24 protein-coding genes are annotated in these 26,011 nt (G+C 58.3%); 9 read left to right on the forward strand and 15 right to left on the reverse strand.

Features of this window, described 5'->3' with window-relative positions; genetic code table 11:
• The first annotated feature begins 58 nt into the window (after positions 1-58).
• Both DHN55_RS00605 and DHN55_RS00610 read left to right on the forward strand, forming a co-directional pair.
• The gene (locus tag DHN55_RS00605) at positions 59-646 is read left to right on the forward strand and encodes a TetR/AcrR family transcriptional regulator (protein WP_108879489.1); all 588 of its coding nucleotides are present in this window, start codon (positions 59-61) and stop codon (positions 644-646) included.
• Positions 643-1,779 (forward strand): SRPBCC family protein, encoded by a 1,137-nt coding sequence (locus DHN55_RS00610; protein WP_108879490.1) that lies wholly within the window; start codon positions 643-645, stop codon positions 1,777-1,779. The genes DHN55_RS00605 and DHN55_RS00610 overlap by 4 nt, the downstream gene beginning before the upstream one ends.
• Before the next feature lie 100 nt (positions 1,780-1,879).
• On the opposite strand, the gene DHN55_RS00615 is transcribed toward DHN55_RS00610, so the two are convergent.
• Genes DHN55_RS00615 through DHN55_RS00625 form a run of 3 tightly spaced genes read right to left on the reverse strand, consistent with a single transcriptional unit; the run spans position 1,880 to position 3,494 of the window.
• Positions 1,880-2,293, reverse strand: coding sequence for a DUF1330 domain-containing protein (locus DHN55_RS00615; RefSeq protein ID WP_108879491.1), 414 nt, complete (start codon positions 2,291-2,293; stop codon positions 1,880-1,882).
• Positions 2,294-2,334: 41 nt separating this feature from the next.
• The gene (locus DHN55_RS00620) at positions 2,335-2,679 is read right to left on the reverse strand and encodes an antibiotic biosynthesis monooxygenase (protein WP_108879492.1); all 345 of its coding nucleotides are present in this window, start codon (positions 2,677-2,679) and stop codon (positions 2,335-2,337) included.
• A gap of 23 nt (positions 2,680-2,702) precedes the next feature.
• Complete coding sequence (locus DHN55_RS00625; RefSeq protein ID WP_108879493.1) at positions 2,703-3,494, reverse strand: crotonase/enoyl-CoA hydratase family protein; 792 nt, start codon at positions 3,492-3,494, stop codon at positions 2,703-2,705.
• Between the two features lie 78 nt (positions 3,495-3,572).
• Here DHN55_RS00625 and DHN55_RS00630 point away from each other — a divergent pair, with 78 nt between their 5' ends.
• Entirely contained in the window at positions 3,573-4,145 is a 573-nt protein-coding gene (locus tag DHN55_RS00630) for a TetR family transcriptional regulator (protein ID WP_108879494.1), read from the forward strand.
• 13 nt (positions 4,146-4,158) lie between these two features.
• Here DHN55_RS00630 and DHN55_RS00635 read toward each other — a convergent pair whose 3' ends face one another.
• The 3 genes from DHN55_RS00635 to DHN55_RS00645 all read right to left on the reverse strand — a co-directional run bounded on the left by DHN55_RS00635 (position 4,159) and on the right by DHN55_RS00645 (position 7,214).
• Positions 4,159-5,457: an FAD-dependent oxidoreductase gene (locus tag DHN55_RS00635; protein ID WP_108879495.1), complete on the reverse strand. Its 1,299-nt coding sequence runs from the start codon at positions 5,455-5,457 to the stop codon at positions 4,159-4,161.
• 97 nt (positions 5,458-5,554) lie between these two features.
• Positions 5,555-6,721 carry an MFS transporter gene (locus tag DHN55_RS00640; RefSeq protein ID WP_108879496.1) on the reverse strand — a complete coding sequence of 389 codons (1,167 nt, stop codon included), beginning with the start codon at positions 6,719-6,721 and terminating at the stop codon, positions 5,555-5,557.
• A gap of 79 nt (positions 6,722-6,800) precedes the next feature.
• Positions 6,801-7,214, reverse strand: coding sequence for a nuclear transport factor 2 family protein (locus DHN55_RS00645; protein WP_108881620.1), 414 nt, complete (start codon positions 7,212-7,214; stop codon positions 6,801-6,803).
• Between the two features lie 209 nt (positions 7,215-7,423).
• Between DHN55_RS00645 and DHN55_RS00650 the strand changes: the two genes are divergently transcribed.
• Complete coding sequence (locus DHN55_RS00650) at positions 7,424-8,236, forward strand: LuxR C-terminal-related transcriptional regulator (protein ID WP_108879497.1); 813 nt, start codon at positions 7,424-7,426, stop codon at positions 8,234-8,236.
• A 46-nt stretch (positions 8,237-8,282) separates the two neighbouring features.
• Here DHN55_RS00650 and DHN55_RS00655 read toward each other — a convergent pair whose 3' ends face one another.
• Together DHN55_RS00655 and DHN55_RS00660 are read right to left on the reverse strand one after the other, a co-directional pair.
• Positions 8,283-9,446, reverse strand: a complete 1,164-nt coding sequence (locus DHN55_RS00655; RefSeq protein ID WP_108879498.1) for an SRPBCC family protein — start codon at positions 9,444-9,446, stop codon at positions 8,283-8,285.
• Positions 9,447-9,461: 15 nt separating this feature from the next.
• Entirely contained in the window at positions 9,462-9,878 is a 417-nt protein-coding gene (locus DHN55_RS00660) for a Rid family hydrolase (protein WP_108879499.1), read from the reverse strand.
• A gap of 89 nt (positions 9,879-9,967) precedes the next feature.
• Between DHN55_RS00660 and DHN55_RS00665 the strand changes: the two genes are divergently transcribed.
• The 5 genes from DHN55_RS00665 (at position 9,968) to DHN55_RS00685 (ending at position 18,437) form a co-directional block, all read left to right on the forward strand.
• Entirely contained in the window at positions 9,968-11,236 is a 1,269-nt protein-coding gene (locus DHN55_RS00665) for an FAD-dependent oxidoreductase (protein WP_108879500.1), read from the forward strand.
• Between the two features lie 18 nt (positions 11,237-11,254).
• Positions 11,255-13,897, forward strand: coding sequence for an aminopeptidase N (gene pepN / locus DHN55_RS00670; protein WP_108879501.1), 2,643 nt, complete (start codon positions 11,255-11,257; stop codon positions 13,895-13,897).
• 411 nt (positions 13,898-14,308) lie between these two features.
• A complete protein-coding gene (locus DHN55_RS00675) occupies positions 14,309-16,693 on the forward strand; it encodes a PAS domain-containing sensor histidine kinase (protein ID WP_337659754.1) in 2,385 nt (794 codons plus the stop codon).
• A 161-nt stretch (positions 16,694-16,854) separates the two neighbouring features.
• Positions 16,855-17,691, forward strand: a complete 837-nt coding sequence (locus DHN55_RS00680; RefSeq protein WP_337659755.1) for a hypothetical protein — start codon at positions 16,855-16,857, stop codon at positions 17,689-17,691.
• Positions 17,691-18,437, forward strand: a complete 747-nt coding sequence (locus DHN55_RS00685; protein WP_108879503.1) for a sulfotransferase family protein — start codon at positions 17,691-17,693, stop codon at positions 18,435-18,437. Before DHN55_RS00680 ends, DHN55_RS00685 begins: the two co-directional genes overlap by 1 nt.
• Before the next feature lie 63 nt (positions 18,438-18,500).
• Here DHN55_RS00685 and DHN55_RS00690 read toward each other — a convergent pair whose 3' ends face one another.
• The 7 genes from DHN55_RS00690 to DHN55_RS00720 all read right to left on the reverse strand — a co-directional run bounded on the left by DHN55_RS00690 (position 18,501) and on the right by DHN55_RS00720 (position 25,837).
• Positions 18,501-19,016, reverse strand: coding sequence for a periplasmic heavy metal sensor (locus tag DHN55_RS00690; protein ID WP_108879504.1), 516 nt, complete (start codon positions 19,014-19,016; stop codon positions 18,501-18,503).
• Positions 19,013-19,525 (reverse strand): hypothetical protein, encoded by a 513-nt coding sequence (locus DHN55_RS00695; protein WP_108879505.1) that lies wholly within the window; start codon positions 19,523-19,525, stop codon positions 19,013-19,015. The genes DHN55_RS00690 and DHN55_RS00695 overlap by 4 nt, the downstream gene beginning before the upstream one ends.
• A complete protein-coding gene (locus DHN55_RS00700) occupies positions 19,522-20,172 on the reverse strand; it encodes a sigma-70 family RNA polymerase sigma factor (protein WP_108879506.1) in 651 nt (216 codons plus the stop codon). The genes DHN55_RS00695 and DHN55_RS00700 overlap by 4 nt, the downstream gene beginning before the upstream one ends.
• Positions 20,173-20,180: 8 nt before the next feature.
• Positions 20,181-20,651, reverse strand: coding sequence for an EF-hand domain-containing protein (locus tag DHN55_RS00705; RefSeq protein WP_108879507.1), 471 nt, complete (start codon positions 20,649-20,651; stop codon positions 20,181-20,183).
• A gap of 139 nt (positions 20,652-20,790) precedes the next feature.
• Entirely contained in the window at positions 20,791-23,706 is a 2,916-nt protein-coding gene (locus DHN55_RS00710) for a bifunctional [glutamine synthetase] adenylyltransferase/[glutamine synthetase]-adenylyl-L-tyrosine phosphorylase (protein ID WP_108879508.1), read from the reverse strand.
• Between the two features lie 81 nt (positions 23,707-23,787).
• The gene (locus tag DHN55_RS00715) at positions 23,788-25,194 is read right to left on the reverse strand and encodes an ATP-binding protein (protein ID WP_108879509.1); all 1,407 of its coding nucleotides are present in this window, start codon (positions 25,192-25,194) and stop codon (positions 23,788-23,790) included.
• A complete protein-coding gene (locus tag DHN55_RS00720; protein WP_108879510.1) occupies positions 25,157-25,837 on the reverse strand; it encodes a winged helix-turn-helix domain-containing protein in 681 nt (226 codons plus the stop codon). Before DHN55_RS00720 ends, DHN55_RS00715 begins: the two co-directional genes overlap by 38 nt.
• Positions 25,838-26,011: the final 174 nt, after the last annotated feature.

Consider the following 26,011-nt stretch of genomic DNA (forward strand, 5'->3'; position numbering starts at 1 on the left):
ATCAAATGACATCAACTAAATTGTTTGTCAATACAGACAATCAATTGAATTGAGCAAAATGGCCAGACCAGACATCAAGACTGAACGTCGAGAACAGATATTGGATGCCTTTGAATCCTGTGTTTCGCGCTACGGCGTTGAAGGGGCTACGTTGGCCAAAACTGCCGAAATGGCGGGACTGGCCCGTCCGCTTGTTCGTCACAATGTAGGCAATCGGGATGAGTTGCTGGAAGCGCTGGTTGACCGATTCCTGGAAAGAACCCGCAACAGCATGGCGACGATGATCTCTGCTCTACCGGCTGAAAACAAAGCAAAAACGGCCATAGACTGGCTTTTCGATCCGAAATTTTCCGATCCGCAACTGGTGCGGGTTTCAAATGCCCTTATTGCCGCATCCTGTGAAAATCCGTCCGTGGCAGCAAGAATGCTGGTGTGGCTCAATGATTTCATCACAAGGCTCGATGAGTTGCTCGCAGATGAATTTCCAGATGCCGATCCTGAGAAAGTAGCAGCTGCAACTGCAGGCATTACCGGTATCTATTTCAATATCGAGGCGCTTTATCCGCTGGGCGATACGGATGTTCTGGTTGCTGCTTCAAAGCGTGCCGCCATCATCTTGCTGGAGTCTTTGGAGACCAGCCAATGACCAGCCGTCCTCCCAAAGAAGCCTACACCGATGCCGTTTGGTTCAGGAACGAAACGAACACCCTCTTTGCAAATGCATGGATCTTTGTCGGAACTGTCCATGACTTCCAGCAGACCGGGGATTACCGCACCGCAACATGCGGAAACGCCCTTCTTTCTATTGTCCGCGATGAAGACGGAAACCTGAATGCCCTTCACAATGTGTGCCGGCATCGCGGGGCGGAGCTGTTGGAAGGGTCGACCGGTAATTGCGGCAAGACAATCGTTTGTCCCTATCACCGCTGGACCTATGCTCATGACGGTTCGCTTCGCGGAGTGCCCAACAAAGTGGAATGCTTTCCGGATCTGGACCGGTCCGGATACGGCTTGCATCCTGCTTCAGTTGGCGTATTCAGAGATCTGGTTTTCGTCAATCCTGAAGCAGATGCTGATTTCGAGAGCTGGATTGCCCCGCTCCAGGGCAAGCATTGGCCGCATGATCTGACTGCCGCAGACGTCAAGGAAGCGATACCGTTGGCTTATGATCTGAAATGCGACTGGAAGGTTTTCGTCGAAAATGCGCTTGATGGATATCATCTTGCCTACCTGCATGAAAACACACTCGGTGGCCCATTACCCGGTTTGAACGAGTGGGAGCCTGTCGGCGATCACATGATCTGGCACGCCACCGAGGAAGGTGTACGCCATCGCCTCCCCATGAAAGTGAGAGAGGAGGCCGGCAACTCTGGCACCATAGAAAGTGCGTCCAAAACGGGTTACGGAGGGGTCTATTTCCTTTTCCCGACAACCATCATCGTTCCAACTCCGTACGGTATCTCCATCTCGGCGCTACACCCCACAGCTGCAGGACGTTGTCGAATGACAGTTCGCCATTGGGTCGGGCCGAGGCAGTCGAAAGATGAGCGGAAACATATTCCCGGTTTCGACAAATCCACCGGCATTATTTCATCCGACAACTGGAAAACGCACCCTCTGGAGACCGGTGACTTTCAAACTGAAGACGTATGGATTTGTGAAAAAATCCAACGCGGTCTGGAATCGCCAGCCTATACCCACGGACCTTTATCCAACGGAGTTGGAGCAGAAGACGCCATCCGCTGGTTTCACGGAACTCTGGACAAACATGTCACCTAACGAATGCCGGCATCGGCATTGCTTACGAAATCCGGAGCCGGCGCCGCATTCATTCGGGTGAACAGGCTGGCATGCATCAGGCGCGTCAGGTGCCACTGGCCTAGCCGGCAAAACCGGCGCCCGGCGACTGTGCGTTAAACCTCACAAGCCGGCTGTCGAGAACGCCTGCCTGGCGATGCACCATCGCCTCACGGTATGTGGCATCTCTCATCATCTCGACAAAAGCACCGACGCCCGGATATTCGGCAATGAAGGCGATGTCCCAGGTTACGTCCTGCGGTCCGACCATCATCAGTTCGAACCCGCCACGCCAGACAATTTTACCGCCAAGCTTTTGCAGGACCGGCGCGCTGATCTCGCCGTAGCGCTGATAGGCCTCTGCACCGGTCGCTTCATGTCCGTCTGCGTATTCTGCCTTTTCTCGCAGTTTGACAAGATTGAGCATGTGGATCGGCCCGGCACGATCGGCCTCCTTGAAAGCCTGCCAGGTCTCCTTGCTGAAGCTCGTGAACATCAATGTCTCCTTATGGCCTGAATTAATCCGGTGTGATGATTTCATGTATCGTCTATCTGGCTGTCTTGCGGCGCCTGGGTCCGGTCAGTGCTGGTGTAATCGCGCATGACATCGGCAACGCGCAAACGATAATCGATGAACACGTCCTTGCGGGACTTTGACTGGATGTTTCGATGAACCGGGTGCTGCCTGAAGGCATCGACCGCCGCCTCGTCACGCCAGAACGACAAGGCGACGAACTTGCCCGGTTCGGAAACACTCTCGAACCTCTCGATCGAGATGAACCCGTCGCGCCCTTCAACCAGGTGAGCCATTTTCTGTCCATAGTCGATGTAGTCCTTACCCAGTCCGGGCTTCGGCCAGGATTCAAAAATTACCGCGATCATGCTTGCCTCCAGATTCTTTCACTTCAATGCCCTTCATAGTTCGGTGTCCGGCGCTCTATCCAGGCACTCAAACCCTCCTTCACGTCCCGCGTGGCCGCCATGCGGGCAAACTGCTCGCGCTCGATCAGCAGGCCTTCCTCAATGGTGGTGTTGATGCCGCGGGTAACGGCGCTGATGATGCGGGACGCTGCCAGTGACGAATGGCGAAGGATGCGCTGTGCAAGCTCAACCGCGGCGGGCAACAGCTCATTATGCGGGACCACCTTGTTGACCACGCCCGTCGCGCAGGCGTGTTCGGGGGAGAACGTGTCGCCGGTCAGGAGCAGTTCCAGTGCCCGCTTGCGCCCTGCCAGCCTGGCCAGGCGCTGGGTCCCGCCAAAGGTCGGCGGGATCGCGATGTTGATTTCGGGCTTGGCAAAACTCGCCTTGTCGCTGGCAATGGCAAGATGGACGGCTTCGGTAATCTCACAGCCACCGCCAAAGGCGATACCGTTGACTGCGGCGATGACGGGCTTGGGGAATGCTTCGAGCCGGGCTGTCATGGTTTGACCCCGCGTGCAAAACTCCCTTACCGCCACCTCGACACCGGCGTTGATGCTTTCGGCGAATTCATGAATGTCCGCACCGGCTGAGAACGCCCGCTCTCCCGCACCTGTCAGGATGACGGCCCGGACGGCCGGATCGTTTTCAACGTCATCCAGCAGGGCCAGCAAAAGGTCGTTCGTTGCGTAATTCAACGCATTCAGCTTTTGCGGCCGGTTCAGCGTCAACAGGGCAATGGCGTCGTGTTTTTCATATGTAATCAATTCAGGCATTGGTCTCTCCAGGTTCGGTCCGGAGACGTTACTGCAGCTCGCAATTGACGTATACTCACTAGATAGTATACTTGGTGAATGGCGCATGACTCTCCAGCAAAAGAACGCATCATCGATGCTGCCAACCGGTTGTTCTACGCCGAGGGCATTCGGGCGGTTAGCGTTGACGCGATCGCCGAAAAGGCAGGCCTCACCAAAAAGACGCTGTACTACCACTTCAAGAGCAAGGACGACCTGATCGAGGCCTATCTTGAGTCTCGCGACCAACCCAATCTGGCACTCTATCAGAAATGGTTTGAAGAGGCCGGCGGATCAGTTGCCGATAAGGTGGAGGCCATATTCCTGAAAGTGGCAGACGCTGCCCGGCATCCCAAGTGGAAAGGATGCGGCTTTCTCAGGACAGCGGCAGAACTTGCCAACATGCCGGGACATCCGGCGATGAAAGTCGGTGCTGATCACAAGAAGAAGTTCGAGCAATGGCTCTCAGAACGGTTTCAGGATGCGGGGTTTGCAAGCCATGCACAGCTTGCCAGGCATGTCGTTCTGCTGATGGACGGTGCCTTCTCCACCGTGCTGGTGCACCGGGATCCGGACTACATCGAGGCGGCGGGCGCGGCAGCAAGGTCTTTGGTGAATTCCGCCGGCAAGTGACTTTGTGCAGCGATCACCGGGTTTCCAGATAGTCGAGAAACCTCATGAGCCAGATCGCCGTGCCAAGGCCCTGCATCTTGGCCGGCCGGAACGGAATGACCTTGATCGGCGAGGTGGGAAACGGCAAGGCATCGGCTTGTGAACCCAAAATACGTTCAGCCATGACACGGCCCATCACGTTCGACATGGCAACGCCGCGGCCATTGTAGCCGAGCCCCACCAGAATGCCCGGTTGCGGCTCATGCAGATGCGGAAGATGATCATCTGTAAGCGCGACACGCCCGCCCCATTTATAAGTCCAGCTTACCCCCTTGAGTTGGGGAAAGACGCGCTCTGCATCCTTGCGAAGCCAGTCGAAACCGCCGATCTCGCCGGAGCGCTCTGGCTTGCCGAGACCGCCATACACCATGCGGTTGTCGGGTTCCTTGCGCGAATACATGATAATCCGGCGGCTGTCCGAAATGGTGTGCCCTGCAGGCAGAATGCTGTCTATCACGTCGCCTGGAAGCGGATCGGTCGCCATTTGAATGGGGGTGAGCGGGAGAATGGTCCTGGACAGTTTGGGAACAAGATCGCCAGTGTATCCGTTGGTCGCCACAACGACCCAGTCAGACCTCACGCTGCCGTGCGCCGTCTTTGCAACCCACTTCTGCCCGTCTTTTTCCAGGTCGATGACCGCACTGTTCCCGTGAATGGCGGCCCCGCGCTGCACCGCGGCTTTCGCGACACCGCGCGCCAGAGACATGGGCTGAACCGCGCCGCCTTTGGGCGTCATGATCCCGGCTCCATAGGCTTTCGTCCCTGCAAGCCTGTGAAGCTCTTCACCCTCCACCACCACCATCCCGGCGCCGTGGATGTTCCATTCCTCGACACTTTTTCTGGCCGCGCTCAATGCGCGTTTGCTGTGACAGACGCGCAGCCAGCCGTTCTGCCGGGCCTGGCAGTCAATCTGGTAGCTGTTGATGAGCGAAAACAGCTCATCGGCCGAGCCAAGCGACGTTTCGGTCAGGCGTTCAAAATAAGTCTGTCCCAACAATTTCCTGAGCCGTTCAGGCGTGTTGAAGGGCAACATCGGGTTGACCTGGCCGCCAGTGCGGCCGGACGCGCCATAGCCGACATCACCGGCATCCAGCACAATGGCGCTGACGCCTGCTTCGGACAATTTCAACGCCGTGCGCAAGCCGGTAAACCCGGCGCCGATTATGGTGACGTCGGCTTCAATGTCTGCCTCCAGACGCGGATGAAGCTTGGCTTCAGGCGCTGTTGCGGCCCAAAGCGATGGGGGTTTGTCGACGGGGGCGAACATCTGCATCTTCGGTCAAACCTCGTTGGAGAGAACTTTCAGCAGATCAAGTCTGATCAACAGTGTCGGAAAACACCAGCGGTTTGCGGGCAGGACGCAATGTTTGTCAACTGGAGGGTTTGGGCAACGCCCTGAACACGAAAACTGCCGCAAAACAGATCGTCAACAATGCAGCACCCATATGAAACGCCACACTTGCCGTGCCGCTTTGGTCGGCGAGGCGACCTGCGATTACAGGTGCAAACACCACACCGGCATAGAACAGCGTGAAGAAGATGCCCATACCGACCGCCCGCGTTCCAGCGCCGAGAACCACCGATGGCAAGGCCATGATCGGGCCAGCCGGCAATCCCGCACATAAGCCGAGCAGGATGAACACGAGATACACATTGCCGGCACCCGGAGCGACCATCAGCAATAACCCAAAGGCTACAAATCCAGCCAGCATCACGATATCCCGGTGACCCAGACGATCTGCCAGATAACCGCCCAACGGCACGGACACTGCCACGAGCCAAAGTGTGACGCTGGTTGTCGAACTCGCCGCCGCCAACGACCAGCCACGCTCGACCAGCATGGCCGGGCCAAAGCCAAACACCATTGCAAGCGCGCCGTTGTAGGTGCCCCAGATACCACCGGCAATCACGATTGCGACGAACCTGACCCCCAGCAGCCGCTCCGAGGCAGCGGTTTCGGGAGTTTGCGCAGCACTTCCGCGGGTACCGACTACAAAAAGCAGCAAGCCGCACGCCGTGGCGACCGCGACGGCGGCCAGTGCCATTGGCAGGCTACCGGCGCCTGCGACGACGGGCAGGATCAAGAGCGCGGCTGCGATACCAACCGGCCAGGAGTTGATGAAAATCCCCATCGCCGTGGCGATTTCGCGCCCGGCAAAATGATCTGTGACCACCTTGGACATCAAGACATTGAGCAATATCCCGCCGACGCCCGCGATCAACCGGCCAGCGATCTGGCCTTCCCAGCTCTGTGCGGCAAACATGATCGCGGCCCCAGCCAGCATCAGGACCATTCCGAATGCGATGACCCGCCGGTCGCCGAAACGGCGCCCTATGGCGCCACCGGGCAGCGCAAACACCAACCCTGGCGCCAGGTACAGTCCGATCAGGAAGCCGATATCCGACAGCTCAACCCCGAACACCGTCATGTAGACCGGAGACAGGGCCGCGACGGCCTGGAACTGGAATGCCATTGTCACACGTGCCGCAAACAGTACGGCAAGCACAAACCAGCGATTGGAGGCGTGGTGTTCCATGAACTGTCTCTCTATCCCAGGCGGCGGACGTGATAATCTGTGGGCAGCATGAGTTCGAAAGCAGCCTTTGGAGTTCAGATCACGCCCAACCGAGTGCCTTGAGCGAATGATCGGCATTCCAGATTTTGGTCATGTGAGCGATCCTGGGGCCGTTGAACTGCATGATATAGGCATAGTCCGCCGCAACGGTCTTGCCGGTTGGCGGCAGCGGACCGCCTTCGCCAGTGTGGGTGCCGTGAAACACGGCGGCCGCGATCACCGTGGCGCGATCCTCGTCGATCGCAAAAGCCTTCAGTTCATAGCGGCCATCGGGGATCGGACCCAGAAGCCCCTTCATCCAGTCCGTATAGGCTTCCAGACTGGTCACCTCTGCCAGTGCGTCAGACTGGCAGGAGAAGGTCGCTGCGTCATCACACCATGCCTTGCATGCATCCCAGCCCTTGCCCGTTTCACAGGCTTCAAAGAAATCTCTCGCGGTTTCGTAAGCTGTCATTGTTTCATCCTCCACTTGTCGGCCAAGATGTTTGCGCCTTGATCCGAGAAGCAAGTGTCGCCCATAAATGAGCGAAGAGGTATCAGGCATATGCAGTATTTTTTGTGCGGCCTGCCGCAGGTGTCCTACTGCACTTGCAGTATTGACGCCTGCCCCGGCAGGCAACAGGCTCAACATGACCGGAAAGACCGCTTTGAAAGGAACCGGCGTTGCACGAGGATCGCCTAAGTCCCCGGGAGCTCGAAATTGCCAGAGCCTATGCGCTCGGAGATACCTATCATCGTATTGCCGAACGGTTATGCATCGCGCCATCCACGGTGCGTACCCATCTCGCGGCGATCTACCGGAAACTTGAGGTGTCCTCGAAACTCGAACTGCACAGGATGCTGGACGGCGCTGCCCGGCACCGCAAGAGCCAGTCCGAGCAGTCGGAAATCATTTCAGAACTCGCATTGAGCCTGGAAGAGGCCATCAGCCGGGAGCGGGCGCTGAGTGAGATCCTGCGGATTATCAGCGGGTCCGAGGGCCAGATCAATGAGGTTATCGCGGCGCTGCTTGGTTACGCGCTGGAGCTGTGTGATGCAGAATTCGGGCTCCTGCTGGAGTACAAGCCACAAAAAGGCTTTAGTGCCTCATACACCAAGGGCATCCCCCGGGCCTTTCACGAATGGTGGGTCGAGAAGGGTGATTATCAACCCAGCCCGCAAACTGCGATCGGCCGCCTCGAGGCCGGCCACGACGTTGTAAACATTATCGATATTCGTGCCGAAGAGATTTTTCAGACAGATGATCCATTGCGATATGCAACAGCAACCCTGGGGGGCGCACGGTCATTTACGGCAATTCCGATGCTGGCGGGAAAACGCCTCATTGGCGCCTTCACGATTTACCGCCAGCAATTGCGGCCGTTCGATGAAAAAACCGTGCAGCTGGCGCGGATGTTCGCGGATCAGAGCGTCATAGCAATCGAGAACGCCCGCCTGATGAGCGAATTGCGCTCGGAAATCGGGGAGCCGGAGTGACATTCAACTAAAGTCCGACGGGCAGCCGGCATCCGCAGGCCGGCCCCTACTCTGCCGCCACTTTCGCGGCGCCGGCATTGCCTGGACACAGCTTCGCCGCCAGGTATTTCTGGAAGTCATGGATTTCCCGCTCCAGATAGCTCAGCGGACCGGCTTTCGCCAGCGCACCGTGGGCGCCCTTGAAAATGCCCTCCACCACGAAACGGTCTTCCTCGTTGACATGGTCAAAAAACGACACGAGGTCCTTCAGAGCTGCTTGCTTGCTGGGGAATGCCGCCAGTCGTTCCGGAGCCAGTGCAACGCCAAAACGGACATGCACTTCGCCAACACCTTTGGGACGCAGTGACAGATACCAGACATGGTCGGGCGCGAGAATGTACATATGGGCCGGAAACACGGTCGGCATGATGGTCGTGTAACGCCAGCGGCCTTCGAGATAATCATTGCCGTGTGCTGCGCGTCCATAGGTTGCGGTTTCGCTCTTGGTGAAGGTCTGCCAGGTGAAATGCGGGCTAGTCTCGTCTGGAAACACAGTGTCATCCAGTCCGATCCACTGGCCAACGGTCGCCTTGTGCGCAACCGGCAGATGATAGCCTTCCATGAAATTTTCGGCCAGCAGCTTCCAGTTGGTCTGCCAGACATGATCCTGGGTCTCGCACGGAATATACCTGTCCATGCGGTATTGCGCGACCAGGTCATTCATCGGCGCCAGCAGTTCCGCCACCGGTGTCGCATCCTGGTTCAGCGTGATGTAAATCCAGCCGTTCCAGAGCTCGGTACGGATTTCAGGGAGGCAGAAATCCTTCTTTTTGAAGGTTTTCGACTTTTCCATCTGCGATGCGCCGCGCAACGAGCCGTCATGGCCATAGGTCCAGGCGTGATAGGGGCAGACAATGGTTCTGGTGCTGCCGGAGCCTTCCAGCAGCTGCATCATCCGGTGCCGGCACACATTGGAAAAAGACCGGATCGATCCGTCTTTCTGGCGAATGCAGAACACCGGCTGATCGCCAATGGAGAAGGTCACATAGTCGCCGGGTTCGGCTATATCCGCAGCCAGTCCCGGGCAGTGCCATTCGCGTTCGAAGATTTCACACCGTTCAAGCTCTAACATGTCCGGGTTGGTGTAAATCTCCGGCGGTGAGCTGTATGCCTCGTCAAGCGGGCTTGCCGCTGTGTCCTGCAGCTTCCCAAGTGCGTCGTGAAGAGCCATCTGAACATCCTTCCATCAATCCGGAATGACTGCCGTTACCTCGATTTCAACTACCCATTCAGGCCGTGCCAGTGCAGGCACCACCAGACCGGTGGAGCAGGGAAACACGCCCGCCAGCCACTTGCCCATTTCCTGATATACGGCCTCGCGATAACGGATGTCTGTCACATAAACGACAATCCGGCAGATATGCGCGAGCTCGGAACCAGCCTCTTCGAGCAGCATCTTGATATTTTCCATGGCTTTTGCCGTCTGCTTGCCGGCGTCTCCGGCATGCAGGCTCTCGCGACTGTCCAGGTCCTGGGCCACCTGGCCACGCAGAAACACCGTGGTGCCGCGGGCCACGACGCCCTGCGACAGATCGTTGGACAAGTTCTGCTCGGGATACGTATCCTTGGTGTTGAATGGTCTGATGCGCTGGTGCACTGGCATTGGCTGGTTCTCCTGGTTCGTCTTTCGGTGTATTAATTCCACAAACGAGGCGTTCCACAAGCAGGTTTTGCCGAAGCAGAAAGAATACTGTGACGAAGCTGAAAACATCCCCGCCCCACGTCACCATTATCGGCGCAGGCATCATCGGAATGTCCGCTGCGCTGTTCCTGCAGCGCGACGGCTATAAAGTCACCGTGATCGACAAGGTACCGCCTGGTGAAGGCGCATCTTTCGGCAATGCCGGCGGTGTTGTGGTATCCAATATCGTGCCGCCCATTCATCCGGGCATGCTGCTGAAAGTACCCGGCTGGCTGCTCGATCCGAAAGGCCCGGTCACCGTACACTGGCGTCATTTGCCTGTCGCGATGCCATGGCTGCTGGCTGTTGCCCGGAACGCAATGCCGGACAAGGTGCGGAAGATCACTGACGCACGCGCGCAACTCGGCATGCGGGCATTGCAGGATCATCGCTCCATTCTTTCCCACGCCGGGGCGTCCGACCTGCTGGCGATGGAAGACGGACTGCATCTGTACAGCACCCGCAAACAGTATGATGACGATGCCGGCTGGCGCACCAGGCGGGCCGAATACGGGTTTGCCGGCCAGGAACTCAGTGGTGATGAGGCCCGTGAGATTGAGCCTGACCTTACGCCCGACATCTACAAGGCGGTGTTCTGGGACGGCTGGCACCGGATTGTCGATCCGTATGCGATGGTGCAGAAACTGGCCGAGCAAGTTGTTCGCGACGGCGGCAGCATCGTGCAGGACGAAGTCATAACCATAGACCAGGACGGGTCCCGCGCCACCCGGCTGCACCTGATGAAAGGCGGGGAACAGACGGTGCAGAACCTGTGCATCTGTGCCGGAGCCTGGTCACACGAACTGGCCCGCATGCTGGGGTCGAAAGTGTTGCTGCAGGCAGAGCGCGGCTACCATGTGATCATGAAGGATCCCGGTGTCGGGCTTGGCAGGGCTGTAACCCACGCAGCGCAACCCGGGGCCGTGACCCCGCATCATGACGGCGTCAAGATCGCCGGTTCCGACGAGATTGCCGCGAACGATGCGCCTGCGGACTGGCGCCGTGCCGACCAGATGTACGTCTATGGAAAGCGTATATTGCCGGAATTGCGGGATATGAACGGATCCGAAACGAAATGGATGGGGCGCAGGCCGAGCACACCGGATTCATTGCCGGTGATTTCGCCGTCTCCAAACCTTGTCAATGTGTGGTATGGATTCGGCCATGGCCATATGGGGCTGAGCTGGGGCCCGACGACGGGCCGGATGATCGCCGACATGATGACCGCACGTAACAGCAATACCGACCCTGCCCCCTTCCATATCAACAGGCCCATGTAGCCACGCCCAGGACCCACGATGCGCACCGAAACCCCACCGACCATTCGCCTGAAAGACTACAAGCCCTCTGACTACCTGATTGACCATGTGTCTCTGGACGTTGCCCTGCAGCCGACGGCAACCGGCGTAGTCTCGATCCTGAAGATGCGGCCCAATCCGGCCTCCAGGACCGTCAACGCGCCGGTTCGCCTGGATGGAGAGGCGCTGGAACTCAAATCCGTCGCCATCAATGGCGAGACAATCGGCGACAACCGGTACACTTTAACGGAAAACCAGCTGATCATCGACGATGTACCGGAAGGCCAGTTCGAACTGACCATCGAAACGCAATGCAATCCGGATGCAAATACGGCACTGTCGGGTCTGTACCGCTCCAATGACGTGTACTGTACCCAGTGTGAGGCGGAAGGTTTTCGCCGCATCACCTATTTCCTCGACCGGCCGGATGTGCTGGCTACCTATCAGGTTCGTGTCGAAGCTGACCGGGACACCGTTCCGGTGCTGCTGGCCAATGGCAATCCGGTCGAAACAGGTGAACTGGCCGATGGCCGCCATTTTGCGGTCTGGCAGGACCCGTGGCCGAAACCTTCCTACCTGTTTGCCCTGGTGGCAGGCGACCTGGCTTGCGTCACGGATCATTTCACCACCGTGTCAGGACGCAAGGTGGAACTGAGGATTTATGTCGAACAGGGCAAGCAGGACCGCTGCGACTGGGCAATGCAGAGTCTCAAGGCGTCGATGGCCTGGGACGAAACGGCGTTCGGCCGCGAATATGACCTTGATATTTTCATGATCGTCGCCGTGTCCGACTTCAATATGGGCGCCATGGAGAACAAGGGCCTCAATGTTTTCAACGACAAGTACATACTGGCGCGCGCCGACACGGCCACCGACCAGGATTACGTGAATATCGAGGCGATTATCGCGCACGAGTATTTTCACAACTGGACAGGCAACCGGATCACCTGCCGCGACTGGTTTCAGCTGTGCCTCAAGGAAGGCCTGACGGTATTCCGAGACCAGGAGTTCACCTCGGACATGCGCTCGCGCGCCGTCAAACGCATCCAGGACGTGCGTACGTTGAGATCACATCAGTTTCCGGAAGATGCCGGGCCACTGGCACATCCGGTCAGGCCCCAGTCCTACATCGAGATCAACAATTTCTATACTGCCACGGTGTATGAAAAAGGCGCTGAAGTCGTGCGCATGTTCAAGACTTTGCTGGGTGCGGAAAAGTTTGCAAAAGCGCTGAATATCTACTTTGACAGGCATGACGGCGATGCGGCCACGGTGGAAGATTTCGTCACCTGCATGGAAGAGGCCTCCGGGCGTGATCTCGCGCAGTTTTTCAACTGGTACAATCATGCCGGCACGCCGTCAGTGAATACCCGGCTCGACTGGGACCAGGCGGCGGCTACCGCCACGCTCACCGTCAGCCAATCACTGTCTGCAACCCCCGGCCAGTCGGAAAAGCCGGACATGCACATTCCGCTTGCAACCGGGCTGATCGGGCCGGACGGCGCCGACATGGAGCTGGTTCTCAGTGACGGGCAGCGTATCGACAGCGGTATTCTGGAATTGCGCTCGGCGAAGCAGAGCTGGACCTTCTCCGGCATTACGGATCGTCCGGTGCTGTCCATCAACCGTGGATTTTCCTCCCCGGTCAACCTGACCACCGGACAACGCGACGAAGACCTGCTGTTCCTTATGGCAAACGACCATGACGCATTCAATCGCTGGGAAGCCGGTCAGACCCTGTCGCGTTCGATCATCATGTCCGCCATGCAGGCAATAAAGGACGGCGATGAGCCCGATGTGATCGATGACTATGCCGATGCACTGGCCAGTGTATTGGCCTCGCAGGAACTCGAACCAGCCTTCAAGGCCCAGATGCTTGCGCTGCCAAGCGAGGCTGATATCGCCAACATGCAGGGACGCAATGTCAATCCGGACCTGATTCAATCAGCGCGCGATCAAGTCCGCAAGGCGGTCGGCGGCAGGCTGGCGGAGCAGCTGGAAAGCCTGGCTGGCGACCTGCCTGCCGGCGATTACTCGCCAAGTGCGACAGCTGCCGGGCAACGGGCCCTGGCTTATGCGGCACTTTCACTGCTGGGCGCAGCGGAACCGGCCAAGACGGCAGCCGCAGCGCTGAGCCGGTTCGAAGCCGCCCGGCACATGTCCGACATGATGGGACCTCTGAACATGCTCGCCGGTCTTGATGTTGCAGAACGGGACCAGGCGCTCGACATGTTTCACCAGAGGTTCACCGACGACCACCTGATTGTCGACAAATGGTTCTCCCTGCATGCCATGCGTAAAGGCCCCGACGCTGCCGCTCATATACGCGCGCTGATGCAGCATGATGACTTCAGCATCACGCGGCCGAACCGGGTCCGGGCGCTGATCGGCACGTTTGCCGGCATGAACCAGACCGGTTTCAACAGCGCGTCCGGCGACGGCTATGACGTTCTGGCAGAAGTGGTCATGGCACTGGATGAACGCAACCCGCAGGTTGCAGCGCGCATGGTCTCGGCGTTCAGGTCCTATCAATTGATGGACCGGGTCCGGCAGGACAAGGCTCGAACGGCACTCGGCTTAATCCGCGACAAGCAGAACCTGTCTGCCGATACGCTGGAAATGGTGTCGAGAATGCTGGACTAGAACAAGCCGTAGGCAGGTTCACCCTGCCCGCTTGAAGCCTACCAGTTCTCCTGTTGTTTCGGATGCGAAACATTACTTTCACAGCCCTGCGCTTCACTTCCTCGCGGCGAGCGCAAAACGGCAGGTATTTGGCCCACCAGACGGGACTCCATCGCGCAACGTAAGAATTTTGTCCCAATTCATTTGAAATTGCTGTATTTTAAAGCCGTTTCGGGTCCGGAAGTATCCTTCAAGCTTGCCAAATCAGGTGCATTTCGAATCAATGGCCTGAACTGATTCGACAGGGTTGGGGGGCGGTGTATCAGCCCAAGCGTGAGTACTGTCAGGGGGCGGCAGACCATCACAGTCTTGAAGGGTGTTGCCTGTACGGGTCGCTGCATTTAGGCAGCTGGCCGCAATGGGGATGATTACGTGTCCAAGGCAAAACTTGGAGAACTGTTTTTCAAGGAGCGGGCGCTGAAGGTCAGCGTCGGCTCCAAACGTGTACCGTCAATTGCAATCTCCGAACGCATCCTGCGCAACCTGATCACCGGGCTGATCCTCTTGTTCCTGATGACGCTGGCGACAGCCCTGTTCCTGCAATTGTCGGCCAGTCGCGAGCGCTCCATCGTTGCCTCAACCAAGCATACCGCACTGGTGCTGCGGGCTGCCGCCAGCGACCTGAGCGCGACCCTTGGCGCGGGCTTTGCCGGCGGCCGGACAGTGCGCGCACTGATCCCTGAGGATCTGGCGGAAGTGTTGCCGCAAGATACCGGTGTGCGTGGCCGGTTGTTCATTGCAACCGACGAGAAGGGTTATGTGCAAACCAGCTACCCGGAAGACCTGGGGCTGAAGGGCGCGAACCTCTCAACCGTGTTCGGCCAGGAAGGCATCCTTGGCGCCGCGCAGCAACTCGGCGCGCCGGTGCTTGCCATCACGCCAGCCAACGAGGAAGTCTATATCGGCCTGCGCTCGCTCAGCCCCTATCTGGGCCAGATCGTTGTTATCCACCCGAAAGCCCAGGTGCTGCAGGACTGGCGTTCTGATGTGACCCAGATAGCAACCCTGTTCGTCGTCACACTGGGAGTGCTGGTGCTGCTGGGAACAGCCTTCCACTGGCAGGCATCACGCGCCGCCGAAGCTGACCAGACGCTCGCCGTCGCGACCGAACGCATGGACAAGGCGCTGGATCGCGGACATTGCGGGTTGTGGGACTGGGATATCGCACGCGGCAGGATTTTCTGGTCGAAGTCCATGTATGACATTTTGGGCCTGGAGACCAAGGGCGAGTTCCTGTCCTATGGCGAGGTTGCCGAGCGCCTGCACCCGGACGACGATCCGATTGACCAGCTTGTCGATGTCATGCTGCGCGGCGGACGACCCGCCATCGACCAGGAATTCCGCATGAAGCATTGCGACGGCCACTGGGTGTGGCTGCGCGCACGCGCAGAACTTTCGGAAGCGCCGGGCCAGGATTCTCCGAACCTGGTTGGCATCGCCATCGACATTACCGAACAGAAGCGGCTCGACAAGCTGAACCAGGAGGCGGAACTGCGCCTCAAGGATGCCATCGAGAACGTATCGGAAGCATTCGTGCTGTGGGACTCAGACAATCACCTGGTTATGTGCAATTCCAAGTACCAGCAGCTTCACAACCTTCCAGCCAGCGTATGCAGGCCCGGTTCGTCATATGAGGACGTCACCCGGGTTGCGCGCGAACCGGTAATCCGGCAGCGCTCGGCGGCGTCAACCGAAACCGCCCTGCCGACCAGTATTCCCGAAGGCAGTGACGGCAACACATTTGAAGTGCAACTGGAAGACGGACGCTGGCTGCAGATCAACGAACGGCGCACCAAGGACGGTGGCTTCGTGTCGGTTGGCACTGATATCTCCAACCTGAAAATGCATGAGGAAAAACTGCTGGAGTCAGAACGCGAACTGATGAACACGGTGCGTGACCTGCAGAAATCCCGCATGGAGCTTGAACAGCAGTCGCAGCGGCTCGCCGACCTGGCTGAGAAATACTCCCGCGAAAAGACCCGTGCGGAAGCGGCCAACCGGTCAAAATCCGAATTCCTAGCAAACATGAGCCACGAACTGCGCACGCCGCTCAATGCAATCATCGGATTTTCGGAAGTCATCGAGCAGCAATTGTTCGGCAAGGTCGAAATCCCGAAATACCTGGACTATGCCCATGACATCCACAGTTCCGGGCAATACCTGCTCGATGTCATCAATGACATCCTCGACATGTCGAAAATCGAGGCCGGCCGGATTACCCTGGAAGTCGAGAAATGCTCGGTGCCGGCCGTTATAGAAGAAGCATTGCGGATCGTGTCCGGACGCGCCCAGGAAGGCGGCGTCACCCTGCGCAAGGACCTGCCCGACTCGCTGCACGCCATGGCAGACGTGCGTTCGCTCAAGCAGGTGCTGATTAATGTCATCGCCAATGGCGTCAAATTCACCCCTGACAGCGGCAGCCTCACCATTTCGGCGCGCCGGGTCAAGAAAATGGCGGAAATCGTCATTGCCGATACCGGTATCGGCATTCCACCCGATCAGATCTCCAAGCTGGGGCGTCCGTTCGAACAGGTGGAAAACCAGCTTACCAAGACCCGTTCCGGCTCCGGCCTCGGTCTTGCCATCTCAAACTCGCTGATCCGGCTCAATGACGGCTCGCTGCATATTGCCAGCGAGAAAGGCAAAGGCACCACAGTGACCATAACCTTGCCAATCGCCCAGAAAGGCAAGCAGCCGAAGCGCATCGTCGAATCCGACGCGGTCATTGAGCCGATTGCCACAGGTACACAGGCGTAAAATCGCCTCAACATCGTCTTGCGATCAATCCGGTCTGCAATGAGCCGTACCCTCAACCGGACATCATCAGGTGTTGACCGGGCAGCCGCGCAGAGTCCAATTTGACAACGCCCGCATGCACAGCAAAGGATCAGCAATGAGCTCGTTCGAAGGAAGGCTGATTGAAAATGCCTGAAAACCTGGAAATGCCGCAAGAATGGACACCAGAGCAGAAACTGTTTCCACACCAGGTTGGCTTTACCTGCCCGCCATTTGACTTTGACGCAGCACCGACGGATTTCCTTCGCATTGCGCCCCCAACGGTGGGTGTACACGGGTGGATGTTGCATGTGCCGGACTACCAACATGGTCTTGACCAGCGAAAACGAAATTTTGGCATGCTCAAGGATTTCGCTCATTGTATGGGGAGAAACGGTGTGGATGCGTGTGGCCAGGTCGGCTCCAACTGGGTGCATGCCTCCGGTCTCGGCGTGGACGGCATTCGAGAGTTCTGCGAAAAACTGAGCGACGAGCATGGCCTAGCGTTTCACATGGCGGGCTATGCGATGGTTGAAGCCCTGCGGGCCATGAATGTCGAGAAAATTGCGCTGAATGCTGTCTATCATTGGCCTGACTGGTGGCAAGGCACAGCCGGGTTTTTAGAAGAGGCAGGCTTCGACGTCTTGTGGGCGGGTAATTTCGTCGACCAGGGCTGGTTTGCTGACCAGAGTGCCGTAAACGAGCAACGCTGGATATTTGACGGCGATCTGGCGGACAAAAGCTTTCAGTATGTTGCTGAAAAGGCACCAGCAGCAGATGCCTACATTGTCAACGGAATGTGCAATTTTCGCACCGGGCAGAACGGGCAGCCGGAGCGCATGCTGCATCAGACTCCACGTCTTGAAACCATGCTGGGAAAACCTGTCATTGCTCATGACACGGCATTGTACTGGAGAATGTTCAAATCGCTGTCTGTTAAACCTCAAGGTCGGCACGGTCAGTTGCTGGAGTCATTGTAATGCACAAGATAGTCGCATTGTGGGCGGTGCCACGTTCAACTTCTACCGCTTTTGAATGGATGATGCGTCAACGCGGCGACCTTGATTGCCTGCATGAACCTTTCGGTGAAGCGTGGTATCAGGGCGAGGAGCCGTTTTGGCCCAGATTTACACCAGACCAGAAAACAACACCGGGACTAACCCTTGACAGCGTATGGGCGGACATTTGCGCCCGTGCGACAGAGGGGCCGGTCTTCATCAAGGATTTTCCACACTACATAAATCACATGTGGGATGAGGCGTTTCTCAGCAATTTCACCCATTCGTTTCTGATACGTGACCCGGCCAAGACCATATCCTCCATGTACGACAAATGGCCCGACTTCGATGCTGCAGAAGTCGGGTTTCCGGAACAGCGGGCCTTGTTCGATTTGCTCACCGCCCTGAATGGCAAATCACCTGTGGTTATCGATAGTGACGACCTGCTTGCAGACCCTCACAGCATGACCGCGGCCTATTGCGAAGCCGTGGGCATTGACTTCATTGAGAAGGCGCTGACATGGGACCCCGGCGCCGACACGGGGGACTACAGCTGGTGGGATGGTGGTTCATTTCATGCCAACCTGAAAAACTCCACAGGACTGAAACCACAAAAACGCAAATACGTATCCATTGAAAACGCTGCACCACGGGTGCAACAGGTTCATCGGCGCATGAAGCCTCACTATGACCGCTTACATGACCATCGTCTCACTGTTGCTACATGAGCGAACCCGACCGATTGTCATCGCATTGTGGAAAAAGTGCCGCCGGCAAGCCAGTATCCCGGCCTATTCCTTACGCTCGTGCTTCCAGCGTTTCCAGCGCCGTTTCGACATGGTCTTGCGCTCGATCTGGTCGGCGATCTGCTTGCGCTCGTCCGGTGTCAGGCGCCTGAAGAAATTTTCGGCAATGTTGCGGCCACGGCCCACCATGGTTTGCGCCTCGGTCTCGTAAACCGCCAGCGCTTTTGCAACCTCAGCTTCGTCATATGGCTCTGCACGCAAGGCGGAGGCGACATCTCGTGCCTTTTCACGCAAGGCCTTGCGCAGGGCGCGAAATCCCTTGCGATGCCCACGCAGTTCACCGACCAGTTCATCGCGCCGGTCACGGTCAAGCTCGCGGAAAAACGCCCGCGGCAATATCTGGGTGAAACCGGGCCCGGTAATGGAGCGATGCCGGTGCGGGCCGACGGCGTTGTGGGCAACAATGGCTGCAACCACCGCCAGGTTGATGGCCAGGGACGCAATCAGGGCTATCCACAACCACGACCAGCGGCGAGCCTTGGGGGTTTGCGCATCGCTCATAGCAAACTCCCGTCATCACCGTCGTCGAGCAGCACAACGTCCAGCACATCATCTGTTGCAGCCGGCAATTGCAGGCTGTCGGCCAGAATTGTGCCGACATCCGTCCCTGCTCCCACAAAAACGCCCAGCATGACGCTTGCCGCCAGGGTACCGGCCACCAGCAGTTGCTGCGGCCGGAAACCGGACTGCCAGCGGGACTTCCCACCGTGCATCAGGGCAGTCCCGGATGCGTCCGGTTCCGCCGCAACAGCTGAAAGCAGCCGATCACGAGCACCTTCGGGTTCTGCAATGGCCACCGCGGTGGCGGTATCCAGCAACTTGTCCAACTGATCAGCGCCAGCGCTCAGGTCGCCGGGCAGCAACTCAGGTTCACGCAACAGGTTGGCAAACCGCACCCGGTCAGCTTCAGGCCAGCGCAGCGGATTACGGCCATAGGCCGCCAGCACTTCAGCCAGGCGCGCATCGCCGGCGCCGCCCTGCTCCTTGCCGTTATTGTTGCGTGCCGTCATTTCAGTTGCTCCAGTTCATCAATCAGGTCCGTCCACACCGGGTTGAGCAGTGTTCGCAAGGACCGCCGGGCCCGCGACAACAGCGATTCCACCGCCTCGACGCTGACCTCCATGATCGATGCAGTCTCCTGATTGCCCAATGCTTCGAAATAGGTCAACTGCAGGGCCGTGCGCTGGCGCTCGGGCAATTGCGCCATGGCGGCGGACACTTCGTCTGCTGCCTGACCGTGGCGCAGGTGCCCGTCAGGCGCCGTCGACGGATCAACCAGCAATTCCAGCTCACTGTCAGACGTGTTGCGCGCGCGTCGCAACCGATCAATGGCAAGATTGCGCGCCACTCTGACAATCCATCCCTTCAAGGCCGCCTGATTGCGTAAAACCGGCGGATCACGCCACAGTTTGACGAACGCCTCCTGGGTCACGTCTTCAGCGTCTGCGGCATTACCCAACACCCGGGCGGACAGCCTGAAGACCAGTGAATAGTGCCGGTCAACCAGCGTGGCAAAGGCGCTTTCATCACCGGCAACAACCCCTTCAAGCAACACGGCATCGACTGCCGGAGATGCATCTCCGGCAGTCGAACTGTCTGCTGTGTTTTCACTATATCCTGCCATTCCCCAAGCCGGACGCGCTACTTGCCAGTTCATCAGCCCTCCTATTGCCGGGCCTGTGACCTTGCCTTGCGAGCCTCGGTCCGTTTCTTGCGTGCGGTCACATGATAGGCACGCGATTCCTGCAAAGTCACGCCGCCTGACTTGTCGCTGTCAGCCAACACAAAAAGTCCGCCAATGTAACCGCGCAGTTCGGCGCGGGTAACCGCGGCATCCTTGTCCGCATCCATGCGTCTCAGAATGCGGTCAATGCGGCGTTGAGACAGCCGGTTGAGCCAGTTTTCAAGCTCGACCCTGGTAACCTTGTCATTCTTGTCGGCATCAAGCCGCATGAACCGGCGAACCGATTTTGCTTCCAGTTCTTCTATTGCAAGTGCGCCGTCCTTGTTCTTGTCGAGGCGCTCAAAAGTGCGTTCGCCACGCGGCATGCCTGGTTCACGGGCCAATGCGCTGCTTGCGGACATGCCTGCGATGACCAACGCGGCAGACAAGGCGGCTGAAAAATGAATGCTCATAACGGATCAATCTCCTTAGCTGTGTTTGTTGCCGGAACCTCAGGCTTGCAAACCTCCGGTCCCACGGAGTGAGTTGGCCAACGCACATGAACAAGACGAGAACACCGGAAGTAATCCGTCGCTCGGCCCGAAAAAAATTCTACAGATCTTGCGGGACGCCTATCAAGCGGTCGAAAATCGCAGAAACCTGCCGGTTTGCGTCAATCAACATGGCCTCCATGGTTGCAACATCCGGCGCCGCACTTGCCCGCAGCAATAGTTCGATGAGGCCGGATGGTGTGCTTTCCAGCTCAAACCTGCCGGTAGAACACAGACGCAGCATATGGGTCAGGCCCTGATACAGTGTCGCTGCTGCAACCAGCGCATCATGGTCTGCGGCTGCCAGATGACCGGCATCACGCAAGGCATGAAGGGCAGCAATCGTATTGCGTTGCAGCACATCCGGCGTTTCGTGAGCATGGATCAATTGCAGTGCCTGGGCGATGAACTCAACCTCGACCAGACCACCACGGACATGCTTGATGTCCCAGTGGCTGGCAGTGTCGGCGCCCTGCAGCATTCGCTGCCGCATGTCCTTCACATCAACCAGGGTCTGCTCCCGGTCACGGCTGGCGCACAGCACCGTTCGGACAGTTTTTTCCACACGCTGCTGCAGACCTGTGTCGCCGGCCACGACACGCGCCCGGGTCAGCGCCAGCTTTTCCCAGGTCCAGGCCTGGGTTGCCTGATAGTTTTCAAACGACTCGATATGACTGGCAACCGGCCCCTTGTTGCCGGACGGCCGCAACCGCATGTCCACTTCATAGAGATCGCCTTCATCGGTCTGGGACGTCAGCGAGGTTGTAAAGCGCCGCGTCAGCCGGGAGAAATACTGTGATGCCGGCAGCGGCCGGTCGCCGTCGGAGGCATCGACGTCGTCGGGAAAATCATACAGCATGATCAAATCCAGGTCAGATGCCGCCGTCATTTCGCAGCCACCCAGCTTGCCCAGGGCAACAACAACCATTGCACCGTCCTGAATATGCCCGTGCCGCAAACTCACATCGGCGGTAGTGACCTGGAGCATATGGGCGGTCACAGCATCCGCGAGTTTTGAATAAGCGAGGCCAGCCTGCTCCGCACTGACCGTTTCAGACAAAATACGCATGCCTATGCGAAGCAACAATTCATGGGCGGTGACGCGCGTGGTGCTCAAAACCTCCTCGTAGGTGGCGTCTGCCGTGCGCAAGGCGGCGAAGCAATCAGCCAATTCGACCTCATCGGGCATGGCGCCGAAAAATCCCGGATCCAGCACCGCTTCAAGCTGGCGCGGGCGGCGTGACAGGCTTTGCGCCAGACGCGGTGCGGATCCCAACACCGTCGTCATCAGCTCGAGCAGGAAGGGGTTGGCCTTGAACATCGAAAACAGCTGAACACCAGCCGGCAGTCCGGCAACGAACCGGTCGAAGGCGATAAGCGCCTGATCCGGCTGGCCGGACCGTGACAGGGCCATCAGCAAAGCCGGCATCAGTTCGGTGAGCAGTTCGCGCGCGGTGGAGGATCGCATTGCCGGGTAGCGCCCGAAGTGCCAGCCGCGAATGGTGGCGGATACTTCAGAGGCCTGCGCAAATCCCATACCGGCAAGCGTGTTAAGGGTTTCAGGATCATCGTCGCCGCCGGTAAACACCAGGCTGCCCAGCTCACTGCCGAGTTCAGGCGCGTCCTCGAACAGGCCGGCATAGTGCCCCTGCACTGTCTTGAAGGTGTCAGTAAGCCGTTCAGCCAGCACAACCGGGTCGTCATACCCGCAAAACCGGGCAAACCCGGCAAATGCCTCGTCGGTTGCCGGCAAGATCTGGGTCTGCTCGTCGGCGACCATCTGCAACCGGTGTTCGATGGTGCGCAAGAACACATATGCCTCATTGAGCTCATCACTGGCTACCTGCTCTATCCAGCCGGCCTGCACCAGCTTGTCCAGCATGACCTGGGTGCGGTTGTCCCTGAGTTCCGGGTTCTTGCCGCCTGCGATTAACTGCTGGGTCTGCACGAAAAACTCGATCTCGCGAATACCGCCGCGTCCCAGCTTGATGTTATGGCCCAGTACCACGATGGAATCATAACCCTTGTGGGCATGCATCTGCCGTTTCAGCGACTGGACGTCGGCGATGGCGGCAAAGTCCAGGTACTTGCGCCAGACAAACGGCGTCAGGCTTTTGAGAAACGCCGCGCCCAGTTCCAGGTCACCTGCCACTGCCCGCGCCTTGATCATGGCGGCCCGTTCCCAGTTCTGACCCATCGATGCATAGTAGTTTTCAGCCGCACCGATGGCGATGGCGATCTGGGTTGCCCGCGGGTCCGGACGCAGCCGCAGATCGATGCGGAACACATAGCCGTCCTCGGTACGGTCCTGCAGCACGCTGGCCAGTGTCCGGGTTATGCGAACATAGACCTGTGCAGCATTATCTCTTTGTTCCAAAGGTATTTTTTCAGGATCATAGAGCACGATCAGATCAATGTCAGACGAGTAATTCAGTTCGCCCGCGCCGTGCTTTCCCATGGCCAGAACCGTATATCCGTCTGATGGGGCCTGGCCGTTTTCGGGCGTCAGCTTGCCGGCTTCCACGGCCTCGTCCAGTAACCAGTTCACCGCGCCTGCCACCGCCACATCGGCAAACCGGGTCAGAGCATCCGTGACCTGTTCGCAGGACCAGCACCCGGCAATATCCGCCAGCGCAACCAGCAGCGCGACATGGTTTCTCGCGACACGCAGATGCCGCATCAGATCGGCTTGCGACGGCGCAGCCGTCGTCTCCGCCTCAAGGCGTGTGCAAAGAGTAGCGAACACCTGATCCGGTGGCGTGGCCAGCGCCTCGACCGCGAACTCCGGATAACGCCGCACCAGCCCGGACAGAAACGGAGACCCGGCGGCTATGTGAGCCAGGAGTGCTCGAACGGCCGGGGAGGTCTCGCACAAGGGCTGCAGCACGCCTGCATGCTCCAAGATTGCGGCACGCAACTCCTGTTCATCAGGTTGCGCAGGCAACGTTACTTGTGCTTCAGCCAAAGCCTTGTTCATGGATACCAACCGCAAAACAACCAAATCAATGCTCTGAACCTAACCTCTGGAACGGGATTAGCAAAAGTGTTGTGCTGTGTTTTATGCCCGGATCGGAAAATGCAGCCTGGCGGTGAGCCCGGGATCAGCCCCTTCGATTTCGAAATCGCCTCCGTGCAGTTTCATGACACTGTCAACCAGTGCCAGGCCCAGCCCACTTCCCGGTTCACTGCGGCTTTTGTCCAACCTGACAAAGCGGCCCTTGACCCGCTCCCTGTCGGTTGCATCCACACCGGGCCCGGTGTCACTGACACAGACGGTCCAGCCGTCGCCTTTCGAGCGGGCAATCTGCAATTGTATGGCCGGGACCCCGGTTTTTGCATCGCGGCCATACTTGATCGCATTGTCGAGCAGGTTTGTCATTGCCTGGGCCACAAGCTGCCGGTCGGCCCTGACCAGCGCAGTTTCCGGCGCCTCCAGAACCAGCGTGCCGCCGGCGTCTTCCGCAATGGGACCATAAAGCTCCACCAGATCATCCAGCAACGCCACAAGATCGGTATCCTGGAACCCTTCGCGCATCTGGCCAGCCTCGGCACGTGCGATGGACAGCAAGGCGTTGAATGTGGTGAGCAGGCCGTCTGCTTCTGCGATATTGGCTTCCAGCGCGGCCTTGTGATCTTCTGCCGAGCTCGAGCGCAATGCATCTTCCGCGCGCGCGCGCAGCCGCGTCAGCGGCGTGCGCAAGTCATGAGCGACATTGGAAGACACCTCCTTCATGCCGGTCATCAGGCGATTGATCTGGTCCAGCATGTCATTGAGGCTTTCCGACAGGCGGTCGATTTCGTCACCGGTGCCGGATACCGGCATGCGCTCACCCAGATCACCGGCCATGATGGCGCGACTTGCGCCATTGATCTCGTCGACCCGGCGCAGGAAGTTTCGACTCATCAGCAGGCCGCCGCCAACACCGAGCACCAATGTCAGGCCCAGTGCCCAGAACAGAGATGTCCTGATGATGCGGTTGAACTGGCGGCGTTCCTCCACATCCCGGCCGACCACAAGCTGAAAACCGCCTTCCAGGCGAATGAAAAACGCCCGTGCCGTGTGGTCAACCAACCCGCGACCGGTTTCATAGGGGAACTTGAAATCTATGGTGCCGCGTTCACCCACCGCTTCGACGGGCAGAGATTGCAGGTTGCCGGCAAGCCTGCGTCCCACGGCATTGGTCAGGATGTAAACCGCCCCGTCAGCTTCCGCGCTGCGCGCCTTGATGATTTCAAGCAATCCGCGGGGCCCGCGAATTCTGTACTGCTCGGCCAGGCCCTGCACTTCCGCCTCGACCGTGTCTTCGGTCTGGCGTTCCAGCAAAATAGCGGTGTTCCAGTAAATGTAAGCGAGAATCGCCCCCACCGAAATGGCAAACACAGTCAGATAGACAGTCGCCAGCCGGAAGGTGGACGTTTGCAGGAGTTTAAGAGCGGCCCGCACGAATACTGTATCCGGCGCCACGAACTGTGTGCAGTAGCGGTTCGCCGAATTCCTTGTCTACCTTGGCCCGCAATCTGGAAATGTGGACGTCAATCACATTGGTCTGCGGATCAAAATGATAGTTCCACACGTTTTCCAGCAGCATGGTGCGGGTCACCACACTGCCGGCATTGCGCATCAGGTACTCCAGCAGCTTGAATTCCCGCGGTTGCAGCAGAATGTCCTCGCCTGCCCGGGTTGCCGTGCGGGCCAGCAGGTCAATTTCAAGGTCTGCGACCTTCAGTTTGGTTGTGTGCGGGGTTGCGTCCTGGCGCCGCCGCAAGGTTTCCACACGCGCCAGCAGTTCCGTGAATGCATATGGTTTTGCCAGATAATCATCACCACCGGCCCGCAAGCCCAGCACCTTGTCGTCCACTTCGCCGAGCGCCGACAATATCAGCACCGGCGTGCTGACGTCTTCGCCGCGCAGTGTCTTGACCACTTCCAGGCCATCCATGCCCGGCAGCATCCGGTCCATGATAATCACATCATGGGTCTGTTCCCGGGCCAGCGCCAGGCCATCGGTTCCGTTGGCCGCAAGATCAACCACGTGACCTTCCTCGACCAGGCCTTTTTCAAGCCAGCTGGCTGCTTCGCGGTCATCTTCTACGACAAGAATTTTCATGCAATTTGAGTCCACAACCTGATCACCCGTTGTTGGTGCCTATTTTACGAGGAAAATGCAAGTGTGCCTCCGTACACCTCGTGTTTCAGAAGACCGTTGGCAGGGGGGGCGGGAGGTCTACCCGAAACAGCATTGTGAGGCACACGGAGGCACGATGGCGGCGTTGGTACAGAG

The sequence above is a fragment of the Anderseniella sp. Alg231-50 genome (assembly GCF_900149695.1).
GTDB lineage: Bacteria > Pseudomonadota > Alphaproteobacteria > Rhizobiales > Aestuariivirgaceae > Anderseniella.